The organism is Pseudomonas sp. B21-032, assembly GCF_024748965.1.
Classification (GTDB): Bacteria; Pseudomonadota; Gammaproteobacteria; order Pseudomonadales; family Pseudomonadaceae; genus Aquipseudomonas.
Map to the genome: position 1 here is coordinate 179,235 of NZ_CP087180.1, position 14,841 is coordinate 194,075.

The 14,841-nt window shown below is 62.2% G+C and carries 14 protein-coding genes and 1 tRNA gene; 7 read left to right on the top strand and 8 right to left on the bottom strand.

The window, feature by feature from the left end; all coding sequences use genetic code 11:
• Positions 1 to 6: 6 nt before the first annotated feature.
• A complete protein-coding gene (locus LOY54_RS00760) occupies positions 7 to 753 on the bottom strand; it encodes a slipin family protein (RefSeq protein ID WP_038997749.1) in 747 nt (248 codons plus the stop codon).
• Position 754: 1 nt separating this feature from the next.
• Positions 755 to 2,128 (bottom strand): nodulation protein NfeD, encoded by a 1,374-nt coding sequence (locus LOY54_RS00765; protein WP_258608794.1) that lies wholly within the window; start codon positions 2,126 to 2,128, stop codon positions 755 to 757.
• Positions 2,129 to 2,230: 102 nt separating this feature from the next.
• On the opposite strand from LOY54_RS00765, the gene LOY54_RS00770 reads away from it, so the two are divergent.
• From LOY54_RS00770 to LOY54_RS00780, 3 genes are all read left to right on the top strand, one after another.
• Positions 2,231 to 2,689, top strand: coding sequence for an aminoacyl-tRNA deacylase (locus LOY54_RS00770; RefSeq protein ID WP_195885412.1), 459 nt, complete (start codon positions 2,231 to 2,233; stop codon positions 2,687 to 2,689).
• A gap of 60 nt (positions 2,690 to 2,749) precedes the next feature.
• Positions 2,750 to 2,992 carry a DUF2789 domain-containing protein gene (locus LOY54_RS00775; protein WP_093377442.1) on the top strand — a complete coding sequence of 81 codons (243 nt, stop codon included), beginning with the start codon at positions 2,750 to 2,752 and terminating at the stop codon, positions 2,990 to 2,992.
• A 70-nt stretch (positions 2,993 to 3,062) separates the two neighbouring features.
• Positions 3,063 to 3,701, top strand: a complete 639-nt coding sequence (locus LOY54_RS00780; protein WP_045201740.1) for a hypothetical protein — start codon at positions 3,063 to 3,065, stop codon at positions 3,699 to 3,701.
• Positions 3,702 to 3,713: 12 nt separating this feature from the next.
• On the opposite strand, the gene LOY54_RS00785 is transcribed toward LOY54_RS00780, so the two are convergent.
• The 4 genes from LOY54_RS00785 to LOY54_RS00800 all read right to left on the bottom strand — a co-directional run bounded on the left by LOY54_RS00785 (position 3,714) and on the right by LOY54_RS00800 (position 7,123).
• The gene (locus LOY54_RS00785) at positions 3,714 to 4,154 is read right to left on the bottom strand and encodes a CBS domain-containing protein (protein ID WP_010222085.1); all 441 of its coding nucleotides are present in this window, start codon (positions 4,152 to 4,154) and stop codon (positions 3,714 to 3,716) included.
• A gap of 174 nt (positions 4,155 to 4,328) precedes the next feature.
• The gene (locus LOY54_RS00790) at positions 4,329 to 4,772 is read right to left on the bottom strand and encodes a DUF805 domain-containing protein (RefSeq protein ID WP_258608799.1); all 444 of its coding nucleotides are present in this window, start codon (positions 4,770 to 4,772) and stop codon (positions 4,329 to 4,331) included.
• Positions 4,773 to 4,782: 10 nt separating this feature from the next.
• Positions 4,783 to 5,103, bottom strand: a complete 321-nt coding sequence (locus LOY54_RS00795; protein ID WP_258595779.1) for a DUF4190 domain-containing protein — start codon at positions 5,101 to 5,103, stop codon at positions 4,783 to 4,785.
• A gap of 163 nt (positions 5,104 to 5,266) precedes the next feature.
• Positions 5,267 to 7,123 carry a DUF3857 and transglutaminase domain-containing protein gene (locus LOY54_RS00800; RefSeq protein WP_258608800.1) on the bottom strand — a complete coding sequence of 619 codons (1,857 nt, stop codon included), beginning with the start codon at positions 7,121 to 7,123 and terminating at the stop codon, positions 5,267 to 5,269.
• Positions 7,124 to 7,302: 179 nt separating this feature from the next.
• Between LOY54_RS00800 and LOY54_RS00805 the strand changes: the two genes are divergently transcribed.
• The gene (locus LOY54_RS00805; RefSeq protein ID WP_258608801.1) at positions 7,303 to 9,276 is read left to right on the top strand and encodes a TonB-dependent receptor; all 1,974 of its coding nucleotides are present in this window, start codon (positions 7,303 to 7,305) and stop codon (positions 9,274 to 9,276) included.
• Positions 9,277 to 9,450: 174 nt separating this feature from the next.
• Here the strand turns inward: LOY54_RS00805 and LOY54_RS00810 are convergent, their stop codons facing one another.
• Both LOY54_RS00810 and LOY54_RS00815 read right to left on the bottom strand, forming a co-directional pair.
• On the bottom strand, positions 9,451 to 9,753 hold the full coding sequence (locus LOY54_RS00810; RefSeq protein ID WP_258608802.1) for a DUF3077 domain-containing protein: 303 nt from the start codon (positions 9,751 to 9,753) through the stop codon (positions 9,451 to 9,453).
• Positions 9,754 to 10,220: 467 nt separating this feature from the next.
• Positions 10,221 to 10,297, bottom strand: a tRNA-Arg gene (locus tag LOY54_RS00815).
• A gap of 261 nt (positions 10,298 to 10,558) precedes the next feature.
• Between LOY54_RS00815 and gabD the strand changes: the two genes are divergently transcribed.
• The 3 genes from gabD to LOY54_RS00830 all read left to right on the top strand — a co-directional run bounded on the left by gabD (position 10,559) and on the right by LOY54_RS00830 (position 14,816).
• A complete protein-coding gene (gene gabD, locus LOY54_RS00820) occupies positions 10,559 to 12,001 on the top strand; it encodes an NADP-dependent succinate-semialdehyde dehydrogenase (RefSeq protein ID WP_045201748.1) in 1,443 nt (480 codons plus the stop codon).
• 184 nt (positions 12,002 to 12,185) lie between these two features.
• Complete coding sequence (gene gabT / locus LOY54_RS00825; protein ID WP_038997739.1) at positions 12,186 to 13,466, top strand: 4-aminobutyrate--2-oxoglutarate transaminase; 1,281 nt, start codon at positions 12,186 to 12,188, stop codon at positions 13,464 to 13,466.
• Between the two features lie 141 nt (positions 13,467 to 13,607).
• A complete protein-coding gene (locus LOY54_RS00830; protein WP_258608803.1) occupies positions 13,608 to 14,816 on the top strand; it encodes a response regulator in 1,209 nt (402 codons plus the stop codon).
• The last annotated feature ends 25 nt before the right edge of the window (positions 14,817 to 14,841 follow it).

The window sequence follows — 14,841 nt, forward strand, 5'->3', positions numbered from 1 at the left end:
TGAGTCTCACTTATCCACAAGCCCTTTAAGCATCTCTATCGGCAACGGAAAGACAATCGTCGACGACTTGTCGCCAGCAATGCTGCCCAGGGTCTGCATGTAGCGCAGCTGCATCGCCCCCGATTGGCGGCCGAGCATTTCTGCCGCTTGCATCAGTTTCTCCGAGGCTTGCAGTTCACCTTCGGCATGGATCACCTTGGCCCGCCGCTCACGTTCAGCCTCGGCCTGGCGGGCAATGGCGCGGATCATCGACTCGTTGAGATCGACATGCTTGATCTCGACGTTGGCCACCTTGATGCCCCAGGCATCGGTTTGCGCATCCAGCACCTGGCGGATGTCCAGGTTCAGCCGTTCGCGCTCGGCCAGCAGTTCGTCCAGCTCATGCTTGCCCAGCACCGCGCGCAAGGTAGTCTGCGCCAGTTGGCTGGTGGCCATGAGAAAGTCCTCGACCTGGATGATCGCCTTCTGCGGGTCGAGCACGCGAAAGTACAGCACCGCGTTGACCTTGACCGAGACGTTGTCGCGGGTGATGACATCCTGTGGCGGCACATCCAGCACCACGGTGCGCAGGTCGACCCGGACCATCTGCTGGATCCCCGGAATCAACAGCACCAGCCCCGGCCCTTTGACCCGCCAGAAGCGCCCGAGCTGGAACACTACCCCGCGCTCGTATTCACGCAGGATGCGAAAGGCCGACAGCAGCAACACCGCCAGCAGCGCCAGCAAGGCGCCAAAGCCCAGTTCGAAAAACATCTCAGTCTCCTTGCGCCGGTGGTTGTGCCTCGGCGCTGACGTCCAGTAGTACGCCCTTGCGTGTCATCACCCGGACGCGTTGCCCCACCTGCAGTGGCGTCTGGCACTGGGCCTGCCACTGTTCACCCTGCGCCTGCACCGAACCGATGAACGGGTCGCTGTCATTGACCGCCATCACCGTCGCCAGGCTACCCACCAGCCCGGCATCGCCACTGACCAGCGCACGCTGGCGCGCCTTCATGGCCATGCCCAGCACGCCGCCGAGCAGCAGCGCCGAGAGCAGGGCGAGGGTCAGGATCAGCGCCAGGGGGATGCCGAAGCCGGGCACGTCGGTGTCCATCAAGATCACCGCGCCGACCACGAAGGCAACGATGCCGCCAAAGCCGACCACGCCAAAACTGGGCAGGAACGCCTCGGCAATCATGAAGGCGATGCCGAGCAGGATCAGCGCCGCCCCGGCATAGCTGACCGGCAACAACTGCAAGGCATACAGGGCCACCAGCAGACAGATGCCACCGATCACCCCGCCGACCCCGGAACCGGGGCTCATGAACTCGAACATCAGCCCGTAAATGCCGATCATGATCAGGATCAGCGCCACGCTGGGGTTGGTGATCACCGCCAGCAGGCGCGTGCGCCAGTCCGGCTCGCGTTCGATGATGCTGACGTTGGCGGTGTGCAACTGCACGGCTTGGCCAGCGGCTTCGAGGCTTTTGCTATCGAGCTGGCGCAGCAGGTCGGGCAGGTCGTTGGCGATGCGGTCGATGACTTTCAGGCGCAAGGCTTCGTTGGCCGGCAGGCTGACCGATTCGCGTACCGCCTGTTCAGCCCAGTCGGCATTGCGCCCGCGCAGTTGCGCCAAACCGCGAATATAGGCGGCAGCGTCGTTGATCTGCTTGCGGGTCAGGGTGTCTTGTTCGCTGCTCGGTGCTGGCTTGTCGCCGGTGGGCGCAGCCGGGTCTTTCGGCGGGCCTGGCATCCCGCCGATCTGCACCGGCGTGGCGGCGCCGAGGTTGGTGCCCGGGGCCATGGCCGCGACATGGCTGGCGTAGAGAATATAGGTGCCGGCGCTGGCCGCCCGGGCGCCACCGGGGGCGACGAAGGTAGCGACTGGCACGGGGCTGGCGAGGATCGCCTTGATGATCGCGCGCATCGAGCTGTCGAGCCCGCCCGGGGTGTCGAAGCGGATGACCACCAATTGCGCCTGCTGCGTCTTGGCCTGCTCCAGGCCGCGTATCAGGTAGTCGGCACTGGCCGGGCCGATGGCGTCGTCGATACTCAGTACCAGCACCGGATTGCCGGGCGCAGCCACGCCGCTCGTCAGGGCGCCGAGCATCAATAAAACCAGCAGGTGCCGACACCAGCGAGCGATCACCTGAATTCACCCGGGCTGTGCGTGTCCAATAAGTTTAGTCGGCTGCTTGCGGCAGCACGGCCTAAACTTCAGAAGTGGGGGCGCTGTATCCGGAGGTGCATCATGCGTATGGCAAAAACCCTGCAGCAGTGCCTGGACAAGGCCGGCTGCGATTACGACATCGTTTCTCACCCGCACTCATCCACCAGCCTTGAGTCGGCCCGTACCGCTGGAGTGCCCGCCGAGCGGGTGGCCAAGTCGGTCATGCTCGACGACCGCCATGGCAACTATCTGATGGCCGTGCTACCGGCCAACCGTCACCTGGACATGAGCAAGGTACGCGCCACCGGCGCCTGGCAAATGACCCATGAAAGCGGGTTGCCCCATCTGTTCGGCGACTGCGAGCGTGGCGCCATTCCGGCACTGGGCGATGCTTACTCGATCAAGATGCTGCTCGACCCGACCCTGACCCGTCAGGGCGATATCTATGTCGAGGCCGGTGATCACGATCACCTGATCCACATGAACATGACGCAATACCTGAAACTGGTGCCGAACGCCGAAGTGCGTGAGGTTTGCTGATGATCAACCCACTGCCAGGCTGGCGTTGTGGATGCCCGGCCTGGCCCCAAGGAGTCACGCATGGAATCAAATATTCATCCGTTTTCGGAGCTCTTCAAACAGCTGGGCCTGGCTGATGATCCCCAGGGCATTGACCAGTTCATCACCAGCCACTCGCCGCTCAAGAATGAAATAAAGCTAGTTGATGCACCGTTCTGGACCGAGAGCCAGCGGGCATTTCTCAAGGAAAGCATTATCGAAGACTCCGACTGGGCCGTGCCGTTCGACCAGCTGAACGAGGCGCTGCGGCGTCCGAAAAAATAAACGCCGAGCGGCACATCGACCGGCGAATGGCGTTGCTATGCTCAGGAAAAACAACAAGGGGACAGCGCCAATGAAAGATCCCTATGCCGCCGGTTTCTGGTGTGCCGTGACCGCCCTGGGGCTGCTGACCGTCGGTTATTTCTATGGAATCAAACAGACCCACCAGTTGGGTCAGGCTCTGGTATTTCTTTACGCCGCCGGGGGCGTGATCGGGGCGCTGGCCCTGACCGCGCTGGCGTGGATTGCCTGGCAGCAACTGCGGGTGAGCAAACGCCAGTTGGCCCAAGGGCGAACCTTGGTGGCTATCTGGAACACCAAGGTTGCCTTGCGCCGGGTCGAAACCGTCTTCGACCGTTATTTCTGGGGCAGTTACTGGCAGCCCGGGCGTACCTTCCAGGAGGTAATGGGCGAGCTTGAAGGCACGCCGCTGGAGCAGAGCCTGGAAGCGCTGAAACGCCAATGCCGCGAGCTCGACCGCGAAACCCATGACCACCGCCGCCACTGGCTGGACAACGCCCGCGAGCTGTCTACGGTTGCCACTGCAATGGCCCGGGAGCGTTATCAACTGGACTTGTGCGACTCGCAGCAGAGCAGCGGGCGCGGCGCCGCGGTGCTCAACCGCGACCTGGAAGTGCTGGTGTACACCTGGTCAGCGCGCCTGCGCAGCTTCGACCACCAGCTCGACGAGCTGGAGGGCGAATACCGCTGAGCCCGCCGCGAATCAGTCGCCGCGAATGTACTGTTCCAGTTGCAGAATCATGTTGGCCTGTTCGGCGATGGCTTCCTTGACCAGGTCGCCAATCGACAGCAGGCCCAGCAGCTCGCCGTTCTCGACCACCGGCAGGTGGCGCAGGTGGCTGTTGGTCATCATGTTCATGCAGTATTCAACGTTCTGGTGTGGGTCGACGGTAATCACCGGCGCACTCATGATCGCGCTGACCGGCGTGCCCACCGAACTGCGGCCCTTGAGCACCATCTTGCGCGCGTAGTCGCGCTCACTGACGATCCCCACCACACGCCCGTCCTGCACCACCGGCAGGGCACCGACGTTCTTCTCGGCCATCAGCCGCAGCGCATCGAGCACCATGTGGTCGGGGCCGATGGTGTGAACCTGGTGGTGCTGCTGGGCTTTTGTTTTTAGAAGCTGTGCCACGGTTTTCATAGAGGCCTCTGCGATGCTGGGAGTGGGTGACGGCAGATAGCTAAAGAATCGTGTACAGATCGCTGCAGGGCAAGGGCGAAAGCGGCATCGATGTGATTGAAAAACGTCATGGGCGCAAAAATGCAAAAGCGGCCAATGATGGCCGCTTTGCTTTGACTCTCGATCAAGCTGTGATCAGGTGTTTTTCGGGTTTGGGCCGAAACGGTTCGGGCCACGCTGGCTGTCCTGGCACAGGAAGATCAGGTTGACGAGCGGGAACAGCAGCCACCAACCGCTACGGTCGGTGTCGTGCATGCGCCGAACGGCTACGGCAATGCCCGGGACCAGCAATGCCACGCTGTACAGGTAAGCGAAGAGCGTGCCGGTACGGAGCTCGCGGTCGAGATAGGGCACCAGCATGTACATCAGGAAGGTTACCAGGATGAACAGCCAGTATTCCTGGCGGCGTGACCGACCGGAGAACATGGCGTATTTCTTCAGTAGTTCAACATACCAGATGCCGGCTGGCGCAGGTGCTGCAGTGAAGGTTGCAGCGGGTTGCGCTGCACCGCAGGCTGGGCAAGCCACGGCGCTGTTGTGGATTTCCTTGGCGCAGCCACGGCAAAAAACCATATTCATGTGTTGTCCCTTACATGACTAGCCAGATCAGCAAAATGAGCAAAATGCCTGACAACACCGCGCCAGTAATTGCCATGTAGGTTCGCGGTTCTTTTTTGACCAGGCTGAGCGAGCTCAGGACCAGCCCGGTGAGTGCAAACAAGCCCATCCCCCACAGGGTGTTACGATCCCAGCTGGCTGGTTCGAACAGCGTCAACACACAGGCGATGCACAGGATCAGCGAGCTGGCTGCCATCCAGGACAAGCGCTTGCCGGCAGGTTGCGTGGTGGCAGAGGGAGTCTGAGGGGCGCCGCACTGTGGGCAGCTGGGCGCCGTTTCATGGATTTCCATGGCACAACCGCGGCAAAAAACCATTGCCATGACAATTCCTTTTGATAGTTCCGCTTGCGTGGCGCAGCGCAGGGCGCGGCGGAGTTTATCAAAGACTTCGACGTTGGCGTAACAGCGACGGCGCCCTGCTGACCTCCCGAGGGATTCGGCAGGGCGCAGTACCTCAGCTCTTCTGCACGATCACCTGACTGTTCAGGTCGTTGAGCATGGCGTCCAGGGTTGGCTTCATCTTTTCGAAGTCTTTCACGCTGCACACCGCTTTCGGGTTGTGGAAGTCCAGGCGGCGTTTGATCACCAGGCTGTTGCCCTGCAGGGCATAGTCGGCGCTGTAGTCGAAGTGTTTGTCCTTGAGGCTCACAGGCTTGGGCGCGGCGATGATCTTGACGTCGGCCGGGAACTCGAAACGCGCTTGTTCTTCGGTGATGCCGGAGATGCAGGTGAAGTTCTGGGTGCGCTGCTTTTCAGCGATAAAGCCGAAGATATTCTGGGCGATGCCGCCCGCCAGGCTGGTCAGGGTCGGCACGCCGATCGGGCCGGGCAGGTTGACCAGGTTTTCGCTGCGGCCGTTGATGTGCATCTCGAAGGCGCCGCTGGTTTCCAGGTCGTCGCTGCTGATCTTGCCGCTGCCGCGCTGGCCGTAGGCGGCGAGGATGCGCTGGGTCAGCAGGTCGCGCTCGGCCGGCTGCATGTTGCGCATCATCCAGCGGTTCATTTCGGCGGCCCAGCCGTCGATTTTCGAAGCGTGGCTGAAGTCGGCGGCGCCGCTGCTGGCCACGGTGTAGGTGGTGCTGTTGTGCACCAGGCCTGTTTGGGTGGCCGGAGTGTGGCCGAGCTTGCCGGAGCGGGTCAGCACGGTGGGTTTGTCCAGCACCGGAGCGGGCAGGTAGCCGCTGGCAATGGCTTCGGCGGTGGAGTCCAGGTACAGGTCCAGGCTCGGGATGTAGGTGACCACATGGTTGATCACGCCCAGGGTCGGCACCTTGGGCAGGGCGTAGGCATTGCCGAGGTTGATCAGCGCCGGGGTGCTGTCGATATTGACTGCGGCCAGCAGCGCTTCGAGCAGGGCCACGTGGTCCTTGCAGTCGCCATAACGGTTGCTCAGCACGGTATCGGCGGCATGCGGCACCACGCCGCCAGCACCGATGTAAACCGCCACGTAGCGAATGTTGCGGCGCACCCAGTCACCCAGGGCCAGGGCCTTGTCGCGCGGGTCGTCGATCTTGGCCGTGAGCTTTTCCGCCAGTTCGCGGATGGCGGGCGTCACTTCGCTGTTGGCGCGCGCCGCGTAGGCTTTGGCGAACTCGCTGTAGTCAGCGAAGGTGGAAACCGCCAGGTACTTGCCGTAGTCCGAGTAGGCTACTGCGCCCAGTTCTGTACGGGCGTTGTCACCCTGCACATAATCCCACTGGTAGACCTTGCGACCAGGCTCGGCCTTCGGGCTGGAAGCCTTGAAGCCCTTGGCCTCGGCATTGAGCTTGAGGTTCTTCGGCAGGTCGTAGATCAGGGTGAACTGCTGGGTCGGGTGGAACTGCGGCATCGCCAGGTCTTCGAACTGGCCAGGGAACAGCGGGGTCTTGCGCTGTTTCTTGAAGCTCAGCACCAGGCGATCGCCGACGGCGACTTCGGGGAAGATCACTACCTTGACCAGGCTGTCATGGAACATTGGCGCCTGGGACGATTGCTGCTCCTGTTGCTCCTTGATCTGCTCGGGGCTGACCTGCACTTTGCGGCCATCGGGCTTCTGGGTGTAGGCCTGGGTCACCTCGAGGGTTTCCAGGGTGCGGTTGTAGTACAACGACTGCTGGGCCTTGGCCTGGATCGCGCGTTCTTCATTGATCAGCAGGACCAGGTCCTGGGTGGCGGCGTAGCTGCCGTCTTCGGCCACCACGGTGCGTAGAATGTCCTTTTCGATGGTGACGGAGGGGTCGGTACCGTCGTCCTTGGCCTGTGCGATGTTCAAGGCGAACAGGCAGCACAGCATCCCGACCCACCGGGCCGGGGTCACAGCGAACCGCTTCATAAAGATCCTTCTTGCTGGTGTGTTCCAGGGGTCTGACTCGTTAAATGCGAATCAGTTAGTAGCATTTTGCCTTATAACTGGCTGTTGCTGCTGCGCCAATTTTTTCAGCGCAGGTTTTCCTGCGTTTTCTGTCCCTATCGATTCAAGGATTCAACATGTTTACCAGGCGGCACTCCGTCATGACCCTCCTGTTGCTCGGCGCCGGTAGCGCCTGTGCCGACAGCGTCGAACTGGCGCCGCTGGAAGTGACCTCGACCCGGGTCAATTCCGCCTGGTTGCAGACCCCGGCTTCGGTAAGCGCCGTGGACATCGCCGAGAAGCCCGGCGAGCAACTGCTGACCCTCGATGGCCTGCTTTCGGCCGTGCCCGGCACCGTGTCGCAGAGCCGCTACAACATGGCCCAGGGCATGCGCCTGTCGATTCGTGGCTTTGGTGCGCGTTCGAGCTTCGGCATGCGCGGCATTCGCGTGATGGTCGACGGCGTACCGCTGACCATGCCCGATGGCCAGACCGAAATGGACGGCGTTGACCTGGGCCTGGTGGAGCGCGTCGAAGTGATCCGCGGCTCGGCCTCGACGCTTTATGGCAACGGTGCAGGCGGGGTATTGGCAATCCAGACCCGCGAGCCGTCGCTGACACCGCAATCGTCCATCGATGTCAGTGGTGGCGAGTATGGCTACCAACGCCTGCGTGCGGAAACCAGCGGCACCTCCGGCAACCTTGGCGGCCTGCTGGCGCTCAATGTCACCAACCTCGACGGCTATCGCCAGCACTCCAGCTCCGAGGCGCGCAACCTTACCGGCAAGCTGCGCTGGCAGGGCGATGCCGGGCAACTGGGGGTAACGTTCCAGGCGCTCGACAACCGTTCCGAAGACCCTGGCGCCCTGACCCTCGCCGAAGTGCACGCCAAACGTGACCAGGCCCGCGCCCAGAGCCTGTTGTACAACTCCGACGAAGACATCACCCAGCAGCGTCTGGCGCTGAACTGGACCGGCGATCTTGGCGAGGCCGACAGTTATCAAGTGCGCAGCTGGCTGGGGCGCCGCGAGTTTGGCAATCGCCTGCCTTACGCCAATGGCGGGCAGACCTCCTACACCCGGCTGTTCGCCGGGGTAGGCGGGCAGTACACCCATAAGGCCAGCTGGTTCGGCCTGGATCAACACGTCACCGCCGGTGTCGATCTTGAACAGCAGCGCGATGAGCGTGAACGCCACAACAACCAGATCGGCGGTGGCACCGGGGCACTGACCCTGCGTCAGCAAGAGAAGGCCGGCAGCGTTGGCCTGTACCTGCAAGACAGCATCGACCTCAGCGAGCGCTGGCAACTGACCCTGGGCGGGCGCTACGACAGCATGCGCCTGGCGGTGGACGACCGTTTCGAGGGGGACGGCGACGACTCCGGCTCGCGCACGCTGGATGACTGGAACTACAGCGCCGGCCTCAGCTATCGCCTGAGCGAGCATTACCTGGTCTACGCCCGCGTCGCCACCTCGTTCGAAACGCCCACGGTCAACGAACTGGCCAACCCGGCAGGTGGCGGCTTCAACCCGGGCCTGCAACCGGCCAAGGCGCTCAACCGTGAGCTGGGAATCAAAGGCGAATGGAGCGACGTGCGCGCCGAGGCGGTGCTTTACAGCATCGCGCTTGAGGATGAGCTGGTGCCTTACGTCGACGGCGGCCAGACCTTCTACCGCAACGCCGGCAAGTCGCGCCGCGACGGCGTTGAGCTGAGCGCCGACTACCAGGTGCTGGAGCACTGGCGTCTGTCCATGGCCTACAGCTTCAACAACTACCGCTACACCGACTTCAACGGCTTTGACGACAACCGCCTGCCGGGCATCCCGCGTCAGACGTTGTTTAGCGAAGTGGCTTACGAGCGTGATGGCTTTTATGCGCGCGTGAACATGAATGCCTACGGCCCGCAGTACGCCGACAACGCCAACAGCGCGCGGGTGGCCGGGGTCGCTTTGCTCAACTTGCGCCTTGGCAAGCAGTTTGATCTTGGCGGCCAGACCCTGGAGCCGTACCTGGGTGTGGATAACCTCAGTGACCGCCAGTACTACGACAACCTGCGCATCAACGATGGCGCCGGGCGTTACTACGAACCGGGGCCTGGGCGCACGCTGTATGCCGGTGCGCGCCTGAGTTTCTAACCCGGTAGGGGCGGCGGTGCGACGATTCTGCCACATCGCCGCGCGGGGCAAGCCCGCTCCCACAGAGCCTCCAGCGTTTCTGGTAGGAGCGGGCTTGCCCCGCGATCGCGATCGACCGGCCGCATCGCATTGCGGGGCAAGTCGTACCGCTCCCACAATACCAGTGGTCAGCGGCTATTCACCCACCCGCTCCTCAATCCCATCCAGCAAGGCATCCACCAACCCTTTGGCCATTTCTACCGAATGCAGGGTCGACCACAAGAAGCCCTTGTGGGCCGGATCAATATCGTCGAAAGCCTTGTAGCCAGTGTCGTAAGCGCAGCCTAAGTAGAGAGAGGCATGCACCAGCGCATCATGGGCGGCGACACCGGAGCAGACAGCGAACAGCGCAGAGTGCCCGGCCTGGCAGTTGCCGAAGACAGTGTGTGCGGTGGTGGTGGATTTATCCAGTGGTGGATCTGGAACGATTTTTTTCATGTCGATGCTCGCAAGTCGGAGCTGACACCACAATCCGTTACCACACGAAAGGGTGGCAGCTGTACACGGGGTGGTAAACCGGGGAGAGCATCAATCCCGGCAGGCTCGAAAGCCTCCCGCATACAGCCGCCATTGACTGTATAGGATGATGCGCACTCCGGGTTACCACGCCCGATCACCGAGTTTTCGGTGACGGGCAAGAGCCTAGAGGCACGAGTTCCCAGGGACAAGCAGACGGGCATCGACAGACCGCATAGGGTATTTCTTAGGACGACACATTTCGAGACTTCGAAACATAATCTGACATAGACGCGCGCTGGTAGGTGCGGCGGTGCGGCGACCCGACTTGCCCCGCGATTGTGGTCTGCCTGCCGTATCGGATCGCGGGGCAAGCCCGCTCCCACACAGGGAGTAACTGGGCCGGAAAACAAAAAAGGCCCAGGTATTCACCTGAGCCTTGATCGATATGGCGCACTCGGCGGGATTCGAACCCACGACCCCTGCCTTCGGAGGGCAGTACTCTATCCAGCTGAGCTACGAGTGCAACGCGGGCGCCATGATACCCATCTAGGCTGGCGGCGTCCATCGTCGAAATGGCTGTGGTCGATTTCGCACACTCCAGGGGCTATAAGTGACGTTGATCCGAAAAAATCCGCCGCACAGCGCTTTTTGTTCTTTTTTTCGAACACCCTATTGTCCTTTCTCGTCGTTGATCCTAGGATTCGTTTGAGATTTCAAACGCTCTCCTTTTTCTACAATCAATAATTCGCTCCGTGCCTGCACGGTGCAGTTAAGGAAGCCCGACATGCAGCTTAAAGACGCCCAGTTGTTCCGCCAGCAAGCCTTCATTAATGGAGAGTGGCTGGACGCGGACAACGGCCAGACGATCAAGGTCAACAACCCGGCAACGGGCGAGATCATCGGCACTGTGCCGAAGATGGGCGCCGCTGAAACCCGCCGTGCCATCGAGGCCGCCGACAAGGCGCTGCCGGCCTGGCGTGCGCTGACCGCCAAAGAACGTGCTGGCAAGCTGCGTCGCTGGTTCGAGCTGATGATCGAGCACCAGGATGACCTGGCTCGCCTGATGACCACCGAGCAGGGCAAGCCACTGGCCGAAGCCAAGGGCGAAATCGCCTATGCCGCTTCCTTTATCGAGTGGTTCGCCGAAGAAGCCAAGCGCGTGTACGGCGACACCATCCCGGGTCACCAGCCAGACAAGCGCCTGATCGTGATCAAGCAGCCGATCGGCGTGACCGCAGCCATCACCCCGTGGAACTTCCCGGCGGCGATGATCACCCGTAAAGCCGGCCCGGCCCTGGCCGCTGGCTGCACCATGGTGCTCAAGCCTGCTTCGCAAACCCCGTACTCGGCCCTGGCCCTGGTTGAGCTGGCCACCCGTGCCGGTATCCCGGCTGGCGTGCTCAGCGTAGTCACCGGCAGCGCCGGCGACATCGGCAGCGAACTGACCGGCAACCCGATCGTGCGCAAGCTGTCGTTCACCGGCTCCACCGAGATCGGTCGCCAGCTGATGGCCGAATGCGCCAAGGACATCAAGAAGGTTTCCCTGGAGCTGGGCGGCAACGCGCCGTTCATCGTGTTCGACGACGCTGACCTGGACAAGGCCGTCGACGGCGCGATCATCTCCAAGTACCGCAACAACGGCCAGACCTGCGTCTGCGCCAACCGTATCTACGTTCAGGACGGCGTCTACGATGCCTTCGCCGAGAAGCTCAAGGCCGCAGTGGCCAAGCTGAAAATCGGCAACGGCCTGGAAGACGGCACCACGACCGGCCCGCTGATCGACGGCAAGGCCGTGGCCAAGGTCCAGGAACACATCGAAGACGCAGTCGCCAAGGGCGCCAAGGTGCTCAGCGGCGGCAAGCTGATCGAAGGCAACTTCTTCGAGCCGACCATTCTGGTCGACGTACCGAAGAACGCCGCCGTGGCCAAGGAAGAAACCTTCGGCCCGCTGGCGCCGCTGTTCCGTTTCAAGGACGAGGCCGAAGTCATCGCCATGTCCAATGACACCGAGTTCGGCCTGGCCTCGTACTTCTATGCCCGTGACATGAGCCGCGTGTTCCGTGTCGCCGAAGCCCTGGAATACGGCATGGTCGGTATCAACACCGGTTTGATCTCCAACGAAGTCGCGCCGTTTGGTGGTATCAAGGCTTCGGGCCTGGGCCGCGAAGGCTCCAAGTACGGCATCGAGGACTACCTGGAAATCAAATACCTGTGCATCAGCGTCTGATCGCAGCGTAAAGCTTTACCTCTGCCAGCGGGGCGCGAGAGCGACGTCTCGCTGGCCTTTTTTACACCGTACACCCAGTGGCCTGGGCCCCTGCAGCAGTCGATCAACGCATGCTGCCTGCAGTTGAATACCGGCCACTCCGACTTGAATCGCGCCACCTTGTGTGTGGCGAATTGAGGACATTATGAGCAAGACCAACGAATCTTTGATGCAACGTCGTGTCGCCGCTGTTCCACGCGGTGTTGGCCAGATCCACCCGATCTTCGCCGAGTCGGCAAAAAACGCCACCGTCACTGACGTCGAAGGCCGCGAGTTCATCGACTTCGCCGGCGGTATCGCGGTACTGAACACCGGTCACGTGCACCCGAAGATCATCGCGGCCGTTGAAGCCCAACTGCACAAGCTGACCCACACCTGCTTCCAGGTACTGGCCTACGAGCCTTACGTCGAGCTGTGCGAAAAGATCAACGCCAAGGTGCCAGGCGACTTCGCCAAGAAAACCCTGCTGGTTACCACCGGTTCCGAAGCCGTTGAGAACGCCATCAAGATCGCCCGTGCCGCCACTGGCCGTGCCGGCGTAATCGCCTTCACCGGCGCCTACCACGGTCGCACCATGATGACCCTGGGCCTGACCGGTAAAGTCGTGCCTTACTCGGCCGGCATGGGCCTGATGCCAGGCGGCATCTTCCGCGCCATCTACCCGAACGAACTGCACGGCGTGAGCATCGACGACTCGATCGCATCCATCGAACGCATCTTCAAGAACGACGCCGAAGCCCGTGACATCGCCGCAATCATCCTCGAGCCAGTTCAGGGCGAAGGTGGTTTCTACGTTGCCCCGAAAGAATTCATGAAGCGCCTGCGTGCCCTGTGCGACCAGCACGGCATCCTCCTGATCGCCGACGAAGTTCAGACCGGCGCTGGCCGTACCGGTACCTTCTTCGCCATGGAACAGATGGGCGTTGCTCCAGACCTGACCACCTTCGCCAAGTCCATCGCTGGCGGCTTCCCGCTGGCCGGTGTGTGCGGCAAGGCCGAGTACATGGACGCCATCGCTCCAGGCGGCCTGGGCGGCACCTACGCTGGTAGCCCGATCGCTTGCGCCGCGGCCCTGGCCGTGATGGAAGTGTTCGAAGAAGAAAAACTGCTGGACCGCAGCAAGGCCGTTGGCGAGCGCCTGGTCGCCGGCCTGCGCAAGATCCAGGACAAGCACCCGATCATCGGTGACGTGCGTGCCCTGGGTTCGATGATCGCTATTGAAGTGTTCGACAAAGCCGGTTCCCACACCCCTAACGCTGCCGCTGTAGCCTCGGTTGTGGCCAAGGCGCGTGACAAGGGTCTGATCCTGCTGTCGTGCGGCACTTACGGCAACGTCCTGCGTATCCTGGTTCCGCTGACCTCGCCTGATGAGCAACTGGACCAAGGTCTGGCAATCATCGAAGAGTGCTTCGCAGAACTTGCGTAAACTGTGACGCATTAGAAGAAAAACCCGCTTCGGCGGGTTTTTTTTCGCCCAAAGGAAGGCCAGGCGGCTAAGGTTGCCTGTAAGGAGACACCTTGGAAGGTGCACAGGATTGCGTGTAGCGGAATATCGGGAGAGTTGTGTATGAGCGTTATAGAGCCCGCCCAGGCACCTTGCGTGCTGATTGCCGAAGGCGACCCCTGGGTCCGGGACATGCTGAGCCAGATGCTGCTGAGCGTGCGCTGCGATGCGCGTTTGCAGGTGTGTGCCGATGGCTCGCAGGCGCTGGCAGCGCTGGCCAGCAAGCCGGACCTGATCATCGCCGCGCGCGAGCTACCCGGCGGCGACGGCCTCGACTTGCTGCGCAACGTACGGGCCAAAGGTCGCCAGCCGGCACTGCCGTTCATTCTCATGAGCAACCGCAGTGATGCCGCCAGTGTCCGCGAGGTGCTGCCGTTCGCACCCACCGCTTACCTGAGCAAGCCGTTGAACATGGATTCGCTGCGTCAGCGCCTGGAAGACCTGCTGCTCAGCGCCGGCGAGGAGGTTGCCTGTCCGGTGCCGCCGTTGCAGCCGGGCTCGACCTTGCCGCGTTTTCTCGAAGGGCGTCGCGCCAATTCCGATGGCGGACCGCTGTTTGCCGACGTGAAACTGGCGATCAAGCGCAGCCTGCAACCCCAGGGCCTGGACCTCAAGGTGCTGGAGGCCGAGATCCGCAATGACCCGCAGGTTACCGCCGTACTCATTGCCGCCGCCAACAGCGCCGCATTGCATCGCGATGGCGCGGTGCAGAGCCTGATGCAGGCGCTGAACAAGCTGGGCACCACCCAGAGCATGAACTTGATACTGGGGCTTGCGCTCAAGCGCAGCGCCAAACTCAGTGATCCGATCCTGTCGCGTCATGCCGAGCATTTCTGGGAGTTGTCACTGCACACTGCCGAATACGCGCGAACCCTGGCCCGCATGCTCGAGCTTGATCAGGAGCGCTGCTATTGCGCCGGCTTGCTGCATTGCCTGGGCGATCTGGCGCTGTTGCGTTGTTTGCAGGAATGGCAGCAGGCCGGCGGTGAGCTGGATGAAGACTCGGTGGAGCTGTCGCTCAACGAGTTTGGCGCGGCGTTCGGCTCGGCGCTGCGCACCCGCTGGCGCTTGCCGCTGGAGCTGCGTGAGCTGATTGCAGCGATCTACCAGTTGGGCGGCGGCGTGTATTCACGCGATGCGCTGGTGATGAACCTGGCCGGGCAACTGGCGCGCCTACCGGCGGATCAGGGGCTCGAAGGCCTGGCTGAAAGCAAGACGGCGCGCTTGCTCAAGGTGGGGATGGCGGAGCTGGGCAGGTTGCGCAAGGTTTGAGATTCTGGGGCCGCTGTGCGGCCCA